General features: G+C 70.8%; 12 protein-coding genes. 8 read left to right on the forward strand and 4 right to left on the reverse strand.

What is annotated here, in order from left to right:
- Positions 1-24: 24 nt before the first annotated feature.
- Both IE142_RS24380 and IE142_RS24385 read right to left on the reverse strand, forming a co-directional pair.
- Positions 25-1,242, reverse strand: a complete 1,218-nt coding sequence (locus IE142_RS24380) for a trypsin-like serine peptidase (RefSeq protein ID WP_191887746.1) — start codon at positions 1,240-1,242, stop codon at positions 25-27.
- A gap of 130 nt (positions 1,243-1,372) precedes the next feature.
- Entirely contained in the window at positions 1,373-2,602 is a 1,230-nt protein-coding gene (locus IE142_RS24385) for a trypsin-like serine peptidase (protein WP_191887747.1), read from the reverse strand.
- Between the two features lie 211 nt (positions 2,603-2,813).
- Between IE142_RS24385 and IE142_RS24390 the strand changes: the two genes are divergently transcribed.
- The 4 genes from IE142_RS24390 to IE142_RS24405 all read left to right on the forward strand — a co-directional run bounded on the left by IE142_RS24390 (position 2,814) and on the right by IE142_RS24405 (position 9,072).
- Positions 2,814-4,109, forward strand: coding sequence for an aminotransferase class III-fold pyridoxal phosphate-dependent enzyme (locus tag IE142_RS24390; RefSeq protein ID WP_370466417.1), 1,296 nt, complete (start codon positions 2,814-2,816; stop codon positions 4,107-4,109).
- A gap of 182 nt (positions 4,110-4,291) precedes the next feature.
- A complete protein-coding gene (locus tag IE142_RS24395; RefSeq protein WP_370466419.1) occupies positions 4,292-6,187 on the forward strand; it encodes an IucA/IucC family protein in 1,896 nt (631 codons plus the stop codon).
- 55 nt (positions 6,188-6,242) lie between these two features.
- Entirely contained in the window at positions 6,243-6,944 is a 702-nt protein-coding gene (locus IE142_RS24400; RefSeq protein WP_191887748.1) for a GNAT family N-acetyltransferase, read from the forward strand.
- Between the two features lie 145 nt (positions 6,945-7,089).
- Positions 7,090-9,072, forward strand: a complete 1,983-nt coding sequence (locus tag IE142_RS24405; protein WP_191887749.1) for an ATP-dependent DNA helicase — start codon at positions 7,090-7,092, stop codon at positions 9,070-9,072.
- Between the two features lie 490 nt (positions 9,073-9,562).
- Here IE142_RS24405 and lexA read toward each other — a convergent pair whose 3' ends face one another.
- On the reverse strand, positions 9,563-10,342 hold the full coding sequence (gene lexA, locus IE142_RS24410) for a transcriptional repressor LexA (protein WP_191887750.1): 780 nt from the start codon (positions 10,340-10,342) through the stop codon (positions 9,563-9,565).
- 589 nt (positions 10,343-10,931) lie between these two features.
- On the opposite strand from lexA, the gene nrdR reads away from it, so the two are divergent.
- Together nrdR and IE142_RS24420 are read left to right on the forward strand one after the other, a co-directional pair.
- A complete protein-coding gene (nrdR, locus tag IE142_RS24415) occupies positions 10,932-11,483 on the forward strand; it encodes a transcriptional regulator NrdR (RefSeq protein ID WP_191887751.1) in 552 nt (183 codons plus the stop codon).
- A 173-nt stretch (positions 11,484-11,656) separates the two neighbouring features.
- A complete protein-coding gene (locus IE142_RS24420) occupies positions 11,657-14,551 on the forward strand; it encodes a vitamin B12-dependent ribonucleotide reductase (RefSeq protein ID WP_043383109.1) in 2,895 nt (964 codons plus the stop codon).
- A gap of 66 nt (positions 14,552-14,617) precedes the next feature.
- Here IE142_RS24420 and IE142_RS24425 read toward each other — a convergent pair whose 3' ends face one another.
- Complete coding sequence (locus IE142_RS24425; RefSeq protein ID WP_191887752.1) at positions 14,618-15,151, reverse strand: TerD family protein; 534 nt, start codon at positions 15,149-15,151, stop codon at positions 14,618-14,620.
- 158 nt (positions 15,152-15,309) lie between these two features.
- Between IE142_RS24425 and IE142_RS24430 the strand changes: the two genes are divergently transcribed.
- On the forward strand, positions 15,310-15,915 hold the full coding sequence (locus IE142_RS24430; protein WP_043379078.1) for a YdbC family protein: 606 nt from the start codon (positions 15,310-15,312) through the stop codon (positions 15,913-15,915).
- 129 nt (positions 15,916-16,044) lie between these two features.
- On the forward strand, positions 16,045-16,704 hold the full coding sequence (locus IE142_RS24435; RefSeq protein ID WP_191887753.1) for a histidine phosphatase family protein: 660 nt from the start codon (positions 16,045-16,047) through the stop codon (positions 16,702-16,704).
- Positions 16,705-16,709: the final 5 nt, after the last annotated feature.

A 16,709-nucleotide genomic window follows, 5' to 3' on the forward strand; every position in this document is an offset into this window, starting at 1 on the left:
GAGCGGGCCCTCGTCATGTGCGGGTCACTGCCCGCCGTACGTCCGGCTCATGTTCTGGTACATCGCCTCGGCCTCCCGGCCGAGCTGCGGGCCCGCCAGCCAGGTGTTGTCGAGGGGGCCGATCGACGTGTTCGAGACCAGTTTGGTCTCGCCGTCCACCACCCGGAACCAGCCGCCGCCGGAGGACCCGCCGGTCATGGTGCAGCCGATGCGGTACATCGTCGGCAGCGACGGGCTCAGCGACAGCCGACCGGGACGGTCGACGCACTTGAACATCTTCAGGCCGTTGTACGGCGCGGCGGCCGGGTAACCCCAGGCACCCATACTGCCGACCTCGGTCGCCGAGGCGGCGGAGAAGTCCACCTCCAGCGCCGCGCCGACCGTCTCCTCCAGGGACTTGCTGCCCTGCTCCGGCTTCACGTGCAGCACGGAGTAGTCGTACGCGGCACCGTCGCCGCCCTCCTCCGAACCGCCCTGGATCCACTGGTTCGACGTCGAGGCCCAGTCGGCCCACCAGGTGCCGTACGGCGCCATCTCGGTGGTCGTCGCTCCCGCCAGCTCCGCCTCGGACTTGTCGAGGTCGTTGTACGACGGCACGAACGCGATGTTCCGGTACCAGCCACCGCTGACGCCCGCGTGCACGCAGTGGCCCGCCGTCCACACCAGGTTGGACTTGCCCGGGTGATTCACGTCCTTGATGACCGTGCCGGAACAGACCATCGAACCCTCGGGGGAGTCGAAGAAGACCTTGCCGACCGGCGCGGCGTTCTCGTGGTAGGGCGTCTTCTCGGCCACGGCCTCCACGGGCGCCGGCTCGGGGTCGCTGACGCCTTGGTCGGCGGCGGTGTCCTTGGTGGTGACGGTCTTGTCGGCCTCCTTCGCGGACTGCATCCGGTCCGGCTTCCACAAGCCCTCGATCACCGGATTGACGAAGTCCTTGGCCTCACTGAGCCACTTGTCCTTGTCCCAGTCCTTCCAGCCGCCGTCCTTCCACCGGTCTACGTCGATGCCGTGCTCCTTGAGCCGGTCCGCGAGGTCGGCCGGGAGTTTGACCTTGCCGTCACCGGTGTCACCGGCCTCGGCCGCCTGGGAAGTGCCGCCGCTCGGCTTCGCGTCGGCCTCGTCCTCCTGCGAACCGCCGCAGGCGGTCGCGGTGAGCGCCAGCGCGGCGACCAGACCGGTCGCGGCGAGCACGGTGCGCCGCCCACGACGTGGCGCGGCAGGTGCGGGTGCAAAACGCATGGTGAAACTACCCCCGTTGGAACGTATGAGTGTCGAACCTGCAGATGTGGTGGAGCGCGGGGCGCGCGGGCGCAGGTCCGGCCCGGCGCCCCCGCCCTCCTACCAGCCGAGCGCTGCGCTCAGCGCGCGCTCACTGGCCGGCGAACTTGCCGCTCACCGCGTCGAACACGCCCTTGGCCTCCTCGCCCAGCCGCGGACCGGCCAGCCAGCCGGCCGTCACCGGGCCGATCGAGGTGTTGGACACCAGCGCCGGCTTGCCGTCGGAACCGTTCGCGACCCAGCCGCCGCCGGAGGAACCGCCGGTCATGGTGCAGCCGATGCGGTACATCGTCGGGTCCGAGGCGCTGATCGACAGCCGGCCCGGCTTGTCTGCGCACTGGAACAGCTTCTGACCGTCGTACGGCGGGGCGGCCGGGTAGCCGATCGCCTTCATGCTCTCGACCTCGGGCACGGCGGGAGCGTCGAAGTCCACCGGAAGCGCCGCGCCGACCGTCTCCTCCAGTGACCTGCCGTCACTGCCCTTCTCCGGCGTCACATGGATGACGGCGAAGTCGTACGAGGCGCCGTCACCGCCGGTCGCTCCGCCCTGCTCGATCCACTGGTCCGAGGTCTGCGCCCAGTCGCCCCACCAGACGCCGTAGGGAGCGAGGTCCTCCTTGGTGGCGTTCTGCAGTTCCTCGGTCGACATGCCCGTGTCGTTGTACGACGGCACGAAGGCGATGTTGCGGTACCAGCCGCCGTTCTTTCCGGCGTGCACGCAGTGACCCGCGGTCCACACCAGATTGGACTTGCCCGGGTTGGCGGGATCCTTCACGACGGTCGCCGAGCAGACCATCGAGCCCTTCGGGGAGTCGAAGAGCAGCTTGCCGGCCGTGGCGGCGCTGTCGTGGTACTTGGGCGGGACGGCCTGGGCCTCGACGGGCGCCGGCTCCGGGTCGGTGACGCCCTGGTCACCCGCGAGGTCGCTGTCGTCGACCTGCTGGTCCGGCTCCTCGGCGTCCCGCATCCGGTCCGGGTCCCACAGGCCCTCGATGATCGGGTTGACGAAGTCCTGCGCCTCACGCAGCCAGTCGTCCTTGTTCCAGTCCTTCCAGGCGCCGTTCTTCCACTTGTCGACGTCGATCCCGTGTTCCTTGAGCTTGTCCTTGATGTGGTCCGGGATCCGGATCTCGCCGTTGCCCGCGTCCGCGGCGGACGCGGAGGCCGAGGCGTCGCCACCCGCCACCGCGTCGCCGGACTCACACGCGGTGGCCGTCAGCGCGAGCGCCGAGACAAGGGCCACGGTGACCGGCACGGGGGAGGTCCTGCGCCGCCCGCGCTGGTGTCCGCGCGTGGTGAACGACGGCCGTATGGATCGCATGGTGGTAACTCCCCCTGGTGTGAACTGCACTGGAACGGCACCACACACTATTCGTTCGCTGTGGGGGAGTTCCGACGGTACGGCAACGGTTCGGATACAAGCCGCCTGACCTGGCACGCCCGTTGAGGCGACGATCCGGACAACCACCCGTAACCCGGCGGACCGCCCGGGGTTGGTAGCGGTGGGGTGCGCGCGGTCCGGGTGCGGCCTCGTGCCGACAGGCACCGGCGAGCCGGACGCGTACGGACAGCGGGAGGTCGGAGCCGTGGCGACAGGCGCAGTGCGCGGGGCAACCGCGCGGGAGCGCGCTCCGAAGCGCGGGCCGGTGGGCGACGCGGCGGCCGGCCTCGGTGCGCGCGTTCTTCCGGTCGTTCCGGTCCGGGCCCGGGGGCTCACCGTCGAGGGCGCCGACGGACGCCGCTACCTCGACTGTGTGTCCGGGGCAGGGGCACTGGTCCTGGGGCACAACCACCCGGTCGCCCTTCAGGCGATCCGCGAGGTCCTCGACACAGGCGCACCCTTGCAGGTCACGGGCCTCTCCACCCCGGTCGAGGAAGCTTTCGTCACCGAACTGACGCGTACGTTGCCGCCCGGACTCGCCGAGCGTGCGCGCGTGCGGTTCTGCGAACCGGCCGGGAAGGCCCCTGTTGCCACCGCCGCCGAACTGGTCCGTGCCGCCACCGGCCGAACCCGGGTGATCCCCTCCACGCAAGCGGACCACGGGGCCTGGCCCGAGTTCGCCGACCGGGGGCCGCAAGAAGCGCTGCCCGCCGGAATGATCGTGGAACCGATCCGGTGCCGGAGCGGTGTGCTTCCCACTGCGGACGCCTGGTTGCGCCGAGTGCGCGGCAGCACGGCCGAACGGTGCGTGCCGCTGATCGCCGACGAGACCGAGACGGGCGTCGGGCGGACCGGTGCCTTCTGGGCGGTCGAACACAGCGGGGTCGTCCCCGACGTCCTGGTCCTTTCCAAGGCGATCGGCGGCGGACTGCCCCTGGCCGCCGTGGTGTACCGCGACGACCTGCACACGGGCGAGGGGGGCGCGTTCCGCGGCAATCAACTCGCCGTGGCCGCGGGCGCGGCCACTCTCGCTCACGTCCGCGAACACCGTCTCGCCGAACACGCGGCAGCCCTGGGGGGTCGGACGCTGGCCCGACTGCACGGCCTGGCCGAGAAGTTCTCGTGCGTCGGCACCGTGCGGGGGCGCGGACTGATGATCGGCGTCGAGATGACGGCACCGGACTGCACGGCCGACGCCGGCCCGCAGGGCGTTCGCCTAGGTGCCGCTGTCGCTGTCGCTGTCCGGCGGGAGTGTCTGCGCCGCGGGTTGATCGTGGACGTCGCGGGTCCGTCCGGGAGCGTCGTACGGCTGCTGCCGCCGCTGATCGTCACCGAGGAGCAGATGTCGGCGGTTCTGGACCGCTTCGCGGACGCGGTGCAGGCGGTGGAGCGAAGCCCGAGCGATCACGCCCCACCGCGCGGCATGCGCGCCGCGCGCCAGCCGTAGTGAAACACCCCAGCCCAGGCCCCAGCACGTCACGAGGAGCCGCCTTGCACACCACGCCCGCACAGGAACCGGCGGCCACCGCGGACGCCGGACCGTCCAGGGCCGCTTCCGCCGCCCGCGCCGCCCACCCGCCGGCCTTCGGAGCCGTTCCCGACTCCGGGGCGGTGTCCGGCGCCGATCCGGTGTCCGGGCCCGCCCCCGGCGCCGTTCCCGCGCCCGCGTCCCCCGTCGACGCGTCGGCCGGGTCCGGTCCGTACGCCGAGGCGCAGGCCACGGCCGTGGAGAACCTGCTCCGCTGCTGGGCGCGCGAGACCGACGCCCGTGCTCCCTTCGACGGCACCCTCGCGGTACCACTCCCGGCGAGCGGTACCGCCCTGGCCGTTCCCGTCCTCTACTGGTCACCGACGGGACGGCACCGCTTCGGCGTCCCGCGCCTGGCCGACGCGCCCGCCTCGGCTCCGCCCGTCGACGCCGTCACCCTCGCCGCCCTGCTCGCGCGGGAAACGGCCGACGGACGCGGGCCCGACGGGACCGACCTCGTGGCCCGCGTCGCCGACTCCGTCCGCCGTACCGCCGTGATCCTCCGTGAACGGCCGAGAAGCCCGGCGCACCACCCTTCCGCCTGCGACGGACCCGCACCCTACGTCCACTGCACCACTTCCCCCGAGCCGGACCTCTTCCTCGCCGCCGAGCAGGCGCTCGTCCTCGGGCATCCACTGCATCCCACCCCCAAGAGCCGGGAGGGCCTCACCGAGGCGGAGGCGCGGCTGTACGCACCCGAACTGCGCGGGTCCTTCCCCCTGCACTGGCTGGCCGTCGCCCCCTCAGCCCTGGCCACCGACTCCGCGTGGACCGAAGGAGGCCGCCCGGTCACCGCGCCCCGGCTCATCGCGCGCCTCGCGGGAGACGGGCCGGCGTCGCCGGAGGGACACGCGCTTCTGCCCCTGCACCCCTGGCAGTTCCGCGCCGTACGGCACCGCCCGGAGATCGCGGCCCTGCTGGAAGCCGGGCTGGTCGGGGATCTCGGCGTCCAGGGCACCCACTGGTACCCCACCTCTTCCCTGCGGACCGTCCACCGCACCGGCGCCTGCGCCATGCTCAAGCTCTCCCTGGCCCTGCACATCACCAACTCACGCCGGGAGAACCTCCGCAAGGAACTGTTTCGCGGCGTCGAGGTGCACCGTCTGCTGCGCAGGGGCCTGTCCCGCCAGTGGCAAGCCGCCCACCCGGACTTCGACATCGTCCGCGACCCGGCCTGGCTGGCCGTCGACGACCCGGACGGCAGGCCCGTCCGGGGGCTCGACGTCGTCATCCGGCACAACCCGTTCCGGCCCTCGGACGACGTCTCCTGCGTGGCAGGTCTCGTCGCCCCGTGGCCCGACGCGTTGGCGGACGGGTGGCCGGACACGCAGGCGGTGGGCCGGGCGGACGACCGTGACCGGCCCACCACGCGGCTCCCGCGCTCACGACTGGCGAGGATCGTCACAGGGCTCGCCGGGCGGACCGGCCGACCCCGCGCGGCGGTGGCCGCCGAGTGGTTCCTGCGGTATCTCCACCACGTCGTACGGCCCGTTCTGTGGCTGGACGCCCACGCCGGGATCGCCCTCGAGGCGCACCAGCAGAACACGCTGCTCCTGCTGGACGCCGACGGCTGGCCCGCAGGCGGCCGCTACCGCGACAACCAGGGCTACTACTTCCGCGAGTCGCGGCGCGCGGAACTCGACGCCCGGCTGCCCGGCATCGGCGAGCACAGCGACACGTTCGTCGCCGACCACGTCACCGACGAGCGCTTCGCGTACTACCTCGCCATCAACAACGTGTTCGGCCTCATCGGCGCCTTCGGCTCCCAGCGCCTCGCCGACGAACGGCTGCTGCTCGCGGCCTTCCGCCGTTTCCTCGGCAACGTCGCCTCGGGTCCGGCCCCGCTGAGCAGCCCGCTGCCCGCGCTGCTCCTCGACTCACCCGTCCTCCGCTGCAAGGCCAATCTGCTGACCCGGCTGCAGGGGCTCGACGAACTCGTCGGGCCGGTGGACACCCAGTCCGTCTACGTCACCGTCACCAACCCGCTGCACGCCTGAGCAAGCCGGTGCGCCCTCCTCCTCTCCCATCCACATCCCCCGAAAGAGCGACACCGTGACTTCCACCGACGCGAGCGCCGACGACACCCTGGACCTGCACCTGCCCGCGGGGTTCGTCGCCCTCTTTCGGGAGGGCGGGAACGAGGGGTCCGCGCCCGACCGGGCGCGGACCCGGCGGTCCGGCGGCGACCTGCTCGACGGCGTCGCCGACTGGGGTCCGGTCCCCACCGCGGCGGGCGAGTTCCGATTGCTGCCGGTCCACGCCGAACGCGACGTACCACTCATCGCCGGCTGGATGAACGACCCCGCCGTCGGAGAGTTCTGGGGGCTGACCGGGCAGCAGGGGGTGACCGGGGACCACGTGCGGGCCCAGCTCGCCGGGGACGGGCGCAGCGTCCCGTGCGTCGGCGCGCTGGACGGGGTGCCGATGAGCTACTGGGAGCTCTACCGCGCCGACCTCGACCCGCTGGCCCGGTACTGTTCCGTACGGCCGCACGACACCGGCCTCCACCTGCTGATCGGCGACGCCGCCGACCGCGGCAGGGGGATCGGGACGGCTCTGATCAGGGCCGTCGCCGACCTCGTCCTCGCCAGGCGGCCCGCCTGCACCCGCCTGCTCGCGGAACCCGACGTCCGCAACCGGCCGTCCGTCGCCGCGTTCCTCGGCTCCGGATTCCGGTTGTCCGGCGAGATCGACCTGCCCGGCAAGCGGGCCGCCCTCATGATCCGCGAACGGTCCCCGCGCGAGCTGCCGTAGCGCCCGAGCCGCCGTAGCGCCGCGCCCCGATCGCCGACCAGCCCGCCCTGGAGCCACTCGTGCCGCCGTCCCCACAGGCCCGCCCGTCCCTCACAGCCGCCTTCCGCGCCCCTTTGTCAGTACCGGGCCGTAGGGTGGTCGCGCTATGACGAAGCCCTCACTCCCCGAACTCCTGCACGCCGCCGTCACCGCCGTCGGCGGTACGGAGCGTCCCGGCCAGGTGGCCATGGCCGAAGCCGTCGAGGAAGCCATCGACGGCGGCTCCCATCTGCTGGTCCAGGCCGGCACCGGCACCGGCAAGTCGCTGGGGTACCTGGTGCCCGCGCTGGCCCACGGGGAGCGTGTTGTCGTGGCCACGGCAACACTGGCCCTGCAGCGCCAGCTGGTCGAGCGCGACCTGCCCCGCACGGTCGACGCGCTCCACCCCCAGCTGCGCCGCCGCCCGGAGTTCGCGATGCTCAAGGGCCGGTCGAACTACCTGTGCCTGCACCGGCTCCACGAGGGAGTGCCGCAGGACGAGGAAGAGGGCCTCTTCGACCAGTTCGAGGCCGCCGCGCCCACCAGCAAGCTGGGCCAGGACCTGTTGCGGATGCGGGACTGGGCGGACGAGACCGAGACCGGCGACCGCGACGACCTGACGCCGGGCGTCTCCGACCGGGCCTGGTCCCAGGTGTCCGTGTCCTCCCGGGAGTGCCTGGGCGCCTCGAAGTGCGCGTACGGTGCGGAGTGCTTCGCCGAGATGGCCCGGGAGCGCGCCAAGCTGTCGCAGGTGGTCGTCACCAACCACGCCCTCCTCGCCATCGACGCCATCGAGGGCGCCCCGGTCCTGCCGCAGCACGAGGTGCTGATCGTCGACGAGGCGCACGAGCTGGTCTCCCGGGTCACCGGCGTCGCCACCGGCGAGCTGACCCCCGGCCAGGTCAACCGGGCCGTGCGACGCGCCGCGAAGCTGGTCAACGAGAAGGCCGCCGATCAGCTCCAGACCGCCGCCGAGGGCTTCGAGCGGCTGATGGAGCTGGCGCTGCCGGGCCGCCTGGAGGAGATTCCGGAGGACCTCGGCTACGCGCTGATGGCACTGCGCGACGCGTGCCGCACGGTCATCTCGGCGATCGGTGCGACCCGCGACAAGTCCGTGCAGGACGAGGACGCCGTACGCAAGCAGGCGCTCGCCTCCGTGGAGTCCGTGCACGACGTGGCGGAGCGCATCACCAACGGCTCCGAGTGGGACGTCGTCTGGTACGAGCGGCACGACCGCTTCGGTGCCTCCCTGCGGGTCGCTCCCATGTCCGTCTCGGGACTGCTGCGCGAGAAGCTGTTCACGGACCGCTCGGTGATCCTCACCTCCGCCACCCTGAAGCTGGGCGGCGACTTCAACGGCGTAGGGGCTTCCCTGGGCCTCGCCCCCGAGGGCGCCGAGGGCGAGGACGTGCCCCAGTGGAAGGGTGTCGACGTCGGCTCGCCCTTCGACTACCGCAAGCAGGGCATCCTGTACGTCGCCAAGCACCTGGCGCGTCCCGCCCGGGACGGTGACCGCGGGGACATGCTCGACGAGCTCACGGAGCTGATCCAGGCGGCGGGCGGACGCACGCTCGGGTTGTTCTCCTCGATGCGGGCGGCTCAGCTGGCGGCGGAGGAGCTGCGCTCGCGCGTCCCGGAGTGCCCGATCCTGCTCCAGGGTGAGGAGACGCTCGGCGAGCTGATCAAGAACTTCGCCGCCGACCCGAAGACCTGCCTCTTCGGCACGCTGTCGCTCTGGCAGGGCGTGGATGTCCCTGGGCCCAGCTGCCAGTTGGTGGTCATGGACAAGATCCCCTTCCCACGCCCGGACGACCCCTTGATGAGCGCCCGCCAGAAGGCGGTGGAGGAGGCCGGCGGCAACGGTTTCATGGCGGTGGCCGCCACGCACGCCGCGCTGCTGATGGCTCAGGGCGCGGGACGTCTCGTGCGGGCGTCGGGTGACCGCGGTGTGGTCGCAGTCCTGGACCAGCGACTGGCCACGGCGCGGTACGGGAGCTATCTGAAGGCGTCACTGCCCGACTTCTGGTTCACCACGGACCGCAACCAGGTCCGCAAGTCGCTCGCCGCGATCGACGTGGCGGCCCGGCAGACTGAGGCGCAGGGCGACTGAGCTACCGGGTCACACGCGGGGCGACGGAAGCGCAGCGCGACCGAGCGACCGGGCCACACGCGGGGCCGTCGAGCCGGGACCGACACCGCGCACGGCCCGGCCACGACGGCGGAGCTCGCGCCCGCGAGGTGGTCCCCCCGCCACGAGCGCGGTGCGGTGAGGAGGTCACCACGCGGGGGTGGGTCGTGCGCGTGAGGTGGCCGCTACGCGAGTCAGCTCGTGCCCGTTAGGCGGTCACCGCGGCGGGTTCGGCACGCGGGCTCGCCGCGGGGCCGGCACGCCCGCACGGCCGCTGGTCGGCACGCCCGCACGCGAATCCGTCACCGGCCAGCACGTCCGCACGCGGGCCCGCCGCCGGACAGCGCGTCCGCAAGAGGGGCGAGAGGCCGGGCTAGCCCGCACAGCGCGGGGCCCCGGAACCGGCGCAGAGGTTCCGGGGCCCGGTCGGGTCGGCGGGGTGCTGACGTCGCGCACCCGCCTGCCGTGGCGCTCAGACGCGGCGCAGCACGGCCACCACCTTGCCGAGGATGGTCGCGTCGTCACCGGGGATCGGCTCGTACGCCGCGTTGTGCGGGAGGAGCCAGACGTGGCCGTCCTCGCGCTTGAAGCGCTTGACGGTGGCTTCGCCGTCGAGCATCGCGGCCACGATGTCGCCGTTCTCGGCGACCGGCTGGCGGCGCACCGTGACCCAGTCGCCGTCGCAGATGGCGGCCTCGATCATCGAGTCACCGACGACCTTGAGGACAAACAGCTCGCCGTCACCGACCAGCTGCCGGGGCAGGGGAAAGACGTCCTCGACGGACTCCTCGGCGAGGATCGGGCCACCGGCGGCGATACGCCCGACGAGCGGGACGTACGACGCGGCGGGCTTGCCGGCGGTGTCCGTGGGCTGCACGGAGGCGGCCTGGTCGGAGCCGCGCACCTCGTAGGCGCGCGGGCGGTGCGGGTCGCGGCGCAGGAAGCCCTTGCGTTCGAGTGCCATCAGCTGGTGTGCGACGGAGGAGGTGCTGGAAAGACCGACGGCCTGACCGATCTCCCGCATCGACGGCGGGTAGCCGCGCCGCTGCACGGAGTCCCGGATGACTTCGATCACCCGGCGCTGGCGGTCGGTCAGTCCCGAGCTGTCCGCCCGGATGCCGGGAGGTCGGCCCGGCAGGGAGCGCTTGTGCCCCTCTGGAGTCGCGGCGTCGCTCATCGCGTGCATCGGCTCAGGTCGGCCCTGGGGGCGGTCCTGGGCAGTGATGGTGGCACTGTCGGCGGTGGTGGTCACGTCGGCCCCTCTCGATGGTCTCCCTGCTGCCCAACGGTAGTAGCTTTCGAAAGGTTGCGCCAAACACACGTTCGAGTGAAAAAACGCGAATCGCTCGCCCGAATCGCTTGTCTGGGTGTATGGCTACCGTGGCGCCCGGCGGACAAAAGTGCTCATTGCTGTACTCTTCACCGCCGTGGTGACAACCTCGGGGATGTCGCTCCAGTCTGCCATCCGGCATCCCGTTCGACGGGGTGGGTTCCTCCATCTGTGCGGTAGTCCCACGTCCCCTCCCCGTGGCGGCCACGCTATCTCCGCATGCCCCGGGCGATACGGCCGTGCGTGTGCCGGGTGGGACTGTGCGTGTGCGCGCGACCGTCGAGGATCCCGCGGTCCGTACGGAGACGGTACAGACCGTCGCGACACGCGTGCAGGACGTGGATGTATGAGCCAATCCCCACATCTAGTGGTTGGATTGCCGTAGCAGCCCACAAGTTGTGGTCCCCCGGGTCTTCGGGCCCGCTGCGATCGCCTATGCTGGTGACTGCTTCGAGGGGCCTGAAGGGCCTCTTGTGGCTATTGAGTCTGCTGTGAGGAGGGTTCGGAGTACATGCACTGCCCCTTCTGCAGGCACCCCGACAGCCGTGTCGTCGACAGCCGTACGACCGACGACGGCATGTCGATCCGCAGGCGCCGCCAGTGTCCCGACTGCTCCCGTCGTTTCACGACCGTGGAGACGTGCTCGCTCATGGTGGTGAAGCGGTCCGGAGTCACCGAACCGTTCAGCCGCACCAAGGTCATCAACGGTGTGCGCAAGGCATGTCAGGGGCGACCCGTCACCGAGGACGCGCTCGCGCAGCTCGGCCAGTGGGTCGAGGAGGCGGTGCGGGCCACCGGGAGCGCCGAGCTGACCACCCACGACGTGGGGCTGGCCATCCTCGGCCCGTTGCAGGAACTCGATCTGGTCGCCTATCTGCGATTCGCCTCCGTCTACCGGGCGTTCGACTCGCTCGAGGACTTCGAGGCCGCGATCGCGGAGCTCAGGGAGGCGACGGGGCGTCCCGGTGCGGACGGCGACGGCGCCGGCGCGGGGAGCCAGGAGAACGACCGCGGGTCCACCGGGACGGCACAGGTCCCCGAGCCCGCAGGCGCCGCCGACTGACCGGCGGGCCGGACCCGGACTTCGGCGCCCGGGCCCGGCCGGTCGGCGGCGAGAGAAAGAAAGACCTGTTGCGGGCGCGATGAGCAGCGATGCCCGCAACACCAGACAGAACACCGTGCCACGGGAACAAACGGGGCACTTCAGGGCGTTTTCGCCCGTACATGGGAGGCGGCATGACAGAGACGGCGAGCGGTCCGGCACGGAGTTCCCGCGCCAAGGGCACCAAGGCGGGCAAGGGACTCCGCATCGAGCGCGTCCACACCACTCCCGGCGTCCACCCCTACGACGAGGTGGCCTGGGAGCGTCGTGACGTCGTCATGACCAACTGGCGGGACGGCTCGGTCAACTTCGAGCAGCGTGGCGTCGAGTTCCCCGAATTCTGGTCGGTGAACGCGGTCAACATCGTCACCAGCAAGTACTTCCGGGGCGCCGTCGGCACCCCGCAGCGCGAGGTGAGCCTGAAGCAGCTCATCGACCGCATCGTGAAGACGTACCGGAAGGCCGGTGAGGACCACAAGTACTTCGCCTCGCCCGCCGACGCCGAGATCTTCGAGCACGAGCTGGCGTATGCCCTCCTGCACCAGATCTTCAGCTTCAACAGCCCCGTCTGGTTCAACGTCGGCACGCCCCAGCCGCAGCAGGTGTCCGCCTGCTTCATCCTGTCCGTCGACGACTCCATGGAGTCGATCCTCGACTGGTACAAGGAAGAGGGCATGATCTTCAAGGGCGGTTCGGGCGCCGGCCTGAACCTCTCCCGCATCCGCTCCTCCAAGGAGCTGCTCTCCTCCGGCGGCAACGCCTCCGGCCCGGTCTCCTTCATGCGCGGCGCCGACGCCTCCGCCGGCACCATCAAGTCGGGCGGCGCCACCCGCCGCGCCGCCAAGATGGTCATCCTCGACGTCGACCACCCCGACATCGAGGACTTCATCCAGACCAAGGTCAAGGAAGAGGAGAAGATCCGCGCCCTGCGCGACGCGGGCTTCGACATGGACCTGGGCGGCGACGACATCACGTCCGTCCAGTACCAGAATGCCAACAACTCGGTCCGCGTGAACGACACGTTCATGAAGGCCGTGCAGGACGGCGGCAAGTTCGGCCTGACCTCCCGTATGACCGGTGAGGTCATCGAGGAGGTCGACGCCAAGTCCCTCTTCCGCAAGATGGCCGAGGCCGCCTGGGCCTGCGCCGACCCGGGCATCCAGTACGACGACACGATCAACCACTGGCACACCTGCCCGGAGTCCGGCCGCATCAACGGCTCGAACCCTTGCAGCGAGTACATGCACCTGGACAACACGTCCTGCAACCTCGCCTCGCTGAACCTGATGAAGTTCCTCAAGGACGACGGCAAGGGCAACCAGTCCTTCGACGTCGAGCGCTTCTCGAAGGTCGTCGAGCTGGTCATCACCGCGATGGACATCTCCATCTGCTTCGCGGACTTCCCGACCCAGAAGATCGGTGAGAACACCCGCGCCTTCCGCCAGCTCGGCATCGGCTACGCCAACCTCGGCGCCCTGCTGATGGCGACCGGCCACGCGTACGACTCCGACGGCGGCCGCGCCCTGGCCGGTGCTATCACCTCCCTAATGACCGGTACGTCCTACCGGCGCTCCGCCGAGCTCGCCGCGATCGTCGGCCCGTACGACGGCTACGCCCGCAACGCCCAGCCGCACCTGCGGGTCATGAAGCAGCACTCGGACGCCAACGCCGAGGCCGTCCGCATGGACGACCTGGACACGCCGATCTGGGCCGCCGCCACCGAGGCCTGGCAGGACGTGCTGCGCCTCGGCGAGAAGAACGGCTTCCGCAACTCCCAGGCGTCCGTCATCGCCCCGACCGGCACCATCGGTCTGGCGATGTCCTGCGACACCACCGGCCTCGAGCCCGACCTCGCCCTGGTCAAGTTCAAGAAGCTGGTCGGCGGCGGTTCGATGCAGATCGTCAACGGCACCGTCCCGCAGGCCCTGCGTCGCCTGGGCTACCAGGAGGAGCAGATCGAGGCGATCGTCGCCCACATCGCCGAGCACGGCAATGTGATCGACGCCCCCGGCCTCAAGCAGGAGCACTACGAGGTCTTCGACTGCGCCATGGGCGAGCGTTCCATCTCCGCGATGGGCCACGTCCGCATGATGGCCGCCATCCAGCCGTGGATCTCCGGCGCCCTCTCCAAGACGGTCAACCTGCCGGAGTCGGCGACCGTGGAGGACGTCGAAGAGGTCTACTTCGAGGCATGGAAGATGGGCGTCAAGGCGCTCGCCATCTACCGCGACAACTGCAAGGTCGGCCAGCCCCTCTCCGCGAAGACCAAGGAGAAGGAGAAGGCGGAGATCACCGAGAAGACCGAGGCGACGATCCGCGAGACGGTCGAGAAGGTCGTCGAGTACCGCCCGGTCCGCAAGCGCCTCCCGAAGGGCCGTCCCGGCATCACCACCTCCTTCACCGTCGGCGGCGCCGAGGGCTACATGACCGCCAACTCCTACCCGGACGACGGTCTCGGCGAGGTCTTCCTGAAGATGTCCAAGCAGGGCTCGACACTCGCGGGCATGATGGACGCCTTCTCCATCGCGGTCTCCGTCGGCCTCCAGTACGGCGTGCCGCTGGAAACGTACGTCTCGAAGTTCACCAACATGCGCTTCGAGCCGGCCGGCATGACCGACGACCCGGACGTGCGGATGGCGCAGTCGATCGTCGACTACATCTTCCGCCGCCTGGCGCTGGACTTCCTGCCCTTCGAGACGCGCTCCGCGCTCGGCATCCACTCCGCCGAGGAGCGCCAGCGTCACCTGGAGACCGGTTCGTACGAGCCCTCCGACGACGAGCTCGACGTCGAGGGCCTGGCCCAGTCGGCGCCGCGCGCCCAGGAACTGAAGGCCGTCGCCACGCCGAAGGCCGAGGTCGAGGCGGCCAAGCCCGCTCCGCAGCAGGCGCACACCAGCGCCGAGCTGGTGGAGATGCAGCTGGGCATCCAGGCCGACGCCCCGCTGTGCTTCTCCTGCGGCACGAAGATGCAGCGCGCCGGTTCCTGCTACATCTGCGAGGGCTGCGGCTCGACGAGTGGCTGCAGCTGACCTGTAGAGCTCGATGAGCAAGGGGCGGCCACCCAGGTGTCCGCCCCTTACTCATGCACAGTGCCGTCAGGACCGGCGCACCGCGCCCATGGTGGCGGCGAAGGCTGCGGGGTCGCCCTCGAAGCCGTGCACGCCGGCCCGGAACTCCCACGCCCCCGTCTCGTCCCGCACGAACTCCGCGACCGTCGCGGCGGTCGCCGACAGGACTCCGCCGAAGTCGTCCGTGGCCAGGTCGGTGTATCCCTCCCGGATGCGCAGGCCCGGGTTGGTCACGTCACCGAAAGTCCGGTCCTCGGTGCGCTGCTGGATCGCGACCCCGACCACCACGCGCGCGTACCGCGCGTCGAGCCGCTCCAGCTCCAGGGTCATGACCTCGTCGAAGCCGAAGCCCTTGCCGTCCTGGCTGTCCCGGTCGAGATAGATCGTGCCGTCGGGAGAGCGGCTGTCGTGGTGCACCACGTAGGCGGGAGCACCGTACGGGTCCTCGGCCGAGTAGGTCCCGGCGACGACGTCCAGGTCGGCGGGTGGCTGCCCTGCCGGGTTCGGATCCCACCGCAGCGCGACCTCGACCTTGTCCATGCCTTTGCTGAGGCCGTTCACAGACTTCCCCTTCCCTGATCCCCCGCCCCTGCCCGGCCACCTCAACTGCCGAGCGATGACGGCCGGTTGTCCATCCTGCCACGCACAGCGAGGCCGGGGCGGGCGAGCGGTGCGCCGGAGAGTGACCGGTGCCGCGTTCCTGGCCTTACGATGGCGCGGTGCTGGTCAAGTGGATTCGCTGCACCGTGGTGGACCGCCGGGGGTTCGAGCGGGGGCAGCGAAAGTGGGCGGGGCTTCCGGGGGAGCCGGGTTTTCGGGGGCAGGGAGGTGGCTGGAGCCGGGGGCGGCCGGACGTGGCGCACGTCTTCGCCTTCTGGGAGAGCCGTGCCTTCTACGACTCCTTCATGGCCCGCTCCCACGACCGGCTCGCCTCGGCCCAGGCGGGCACCTTCAAGGACGCGCAGGTCAGGCTCTTCGACTACCGCTTCGACGTGAAAACCGGCTTCGAACCCCGCTTCACGGACGCCGACCTGCTGCGGGTGGCGCTGTGCCGCGTGCACGAGGAGCGGGCCGAGCACTACGTCCTCATGCAGGAGAAGGTCTGGAACCCGGCGATGGCCGGCTCGCCCGGCATGGTCCGCGGGCTGTTCGGCGAGGCGCCGGGGAACGAGTACCTGGTGCTGTCGATGTGGCGGTCGGCCGCCGAGCACGGCAAGTACCGCACCGAGCGGGTGGAGCGGCTTGCCCTGCGTGCCCAGACGGAAGCCGACATCGCGGCGCTGACGGGGGACGTCGTGCAGTTGGAGCCCTCCTGGACCGTCTGAGGCCCCGACCGGCCGCATGTGGCGACGTCGCGACCCGCGTGACGGCAGCGGTGTGGAAACTGTGTGAGGTACGCCGTAATGGGCCACTTCGAGTGCTTGGTTCCGCCCGTCTCGATCTAGGGTTCTGGCATGGCACGACCACGGCGCATCGTTCTAGTCCGGCACGGCGAGTCGACCGGAAACGTCGATGACACCGTGTACGAGCGAGAACCCGACCACGCCCTCGCGCTCACCGAGCAGGGCCGGGCGCAGGCGGAGGAGACCGGAAAGGCGCTGCGCGAGGTGTTCGGCAGTGAGCCTGTCAGCGTGTACGTCTCCCCGTACCGCCGTACGCACGAGACGCTGCAGGCCTTCAACCTCGACCCCGGGCTGATACGGATCAGGGAGGAGCCCCGGCTGCGTGAGCAGGACTGGGGCAACTGGCAGGACCGCGACGACGTGCGGCTGCAGAAGGCCTACCGGGACGCCTACGGCCACTTCTTCTACCGTTTCGCCCAGGGCGAGTCCGGTGCCGACGTGTACGACCGGGTCGGTGGCTTCCTGGAGAGTCTGTTCCGCAGTTTCGAGGACCCCGACCATCCGCCGAACGTGCTCCTGGTCACCCACGGTCTGGCCATGCGGCTGTTCTGCATGCGGTGGTTCCACTGGACGGTAGCGGAGTTCGAGTCGCTGTCGAACCCCGGGAACGGCGAGATGCGGATGCTCGTTCTCGGCGAGGACGGCAAGTACCGCCTTGACCGGCCTTTCGAACGCTGGCGAGAACCGGAACCGTACGGGATCACCGGATAGGGTGG

The organism is Streptomyces mutabilis (assembly GCF_014649815.1).
In the GTDB taxonomy this organism is placed as follows: domain Bacteria; phylum Actinomycetota; class Actinomycetes; order Streptomycetales; family Streptomycetaceae; genus Streptomyces; species Streptomyces mutabilis.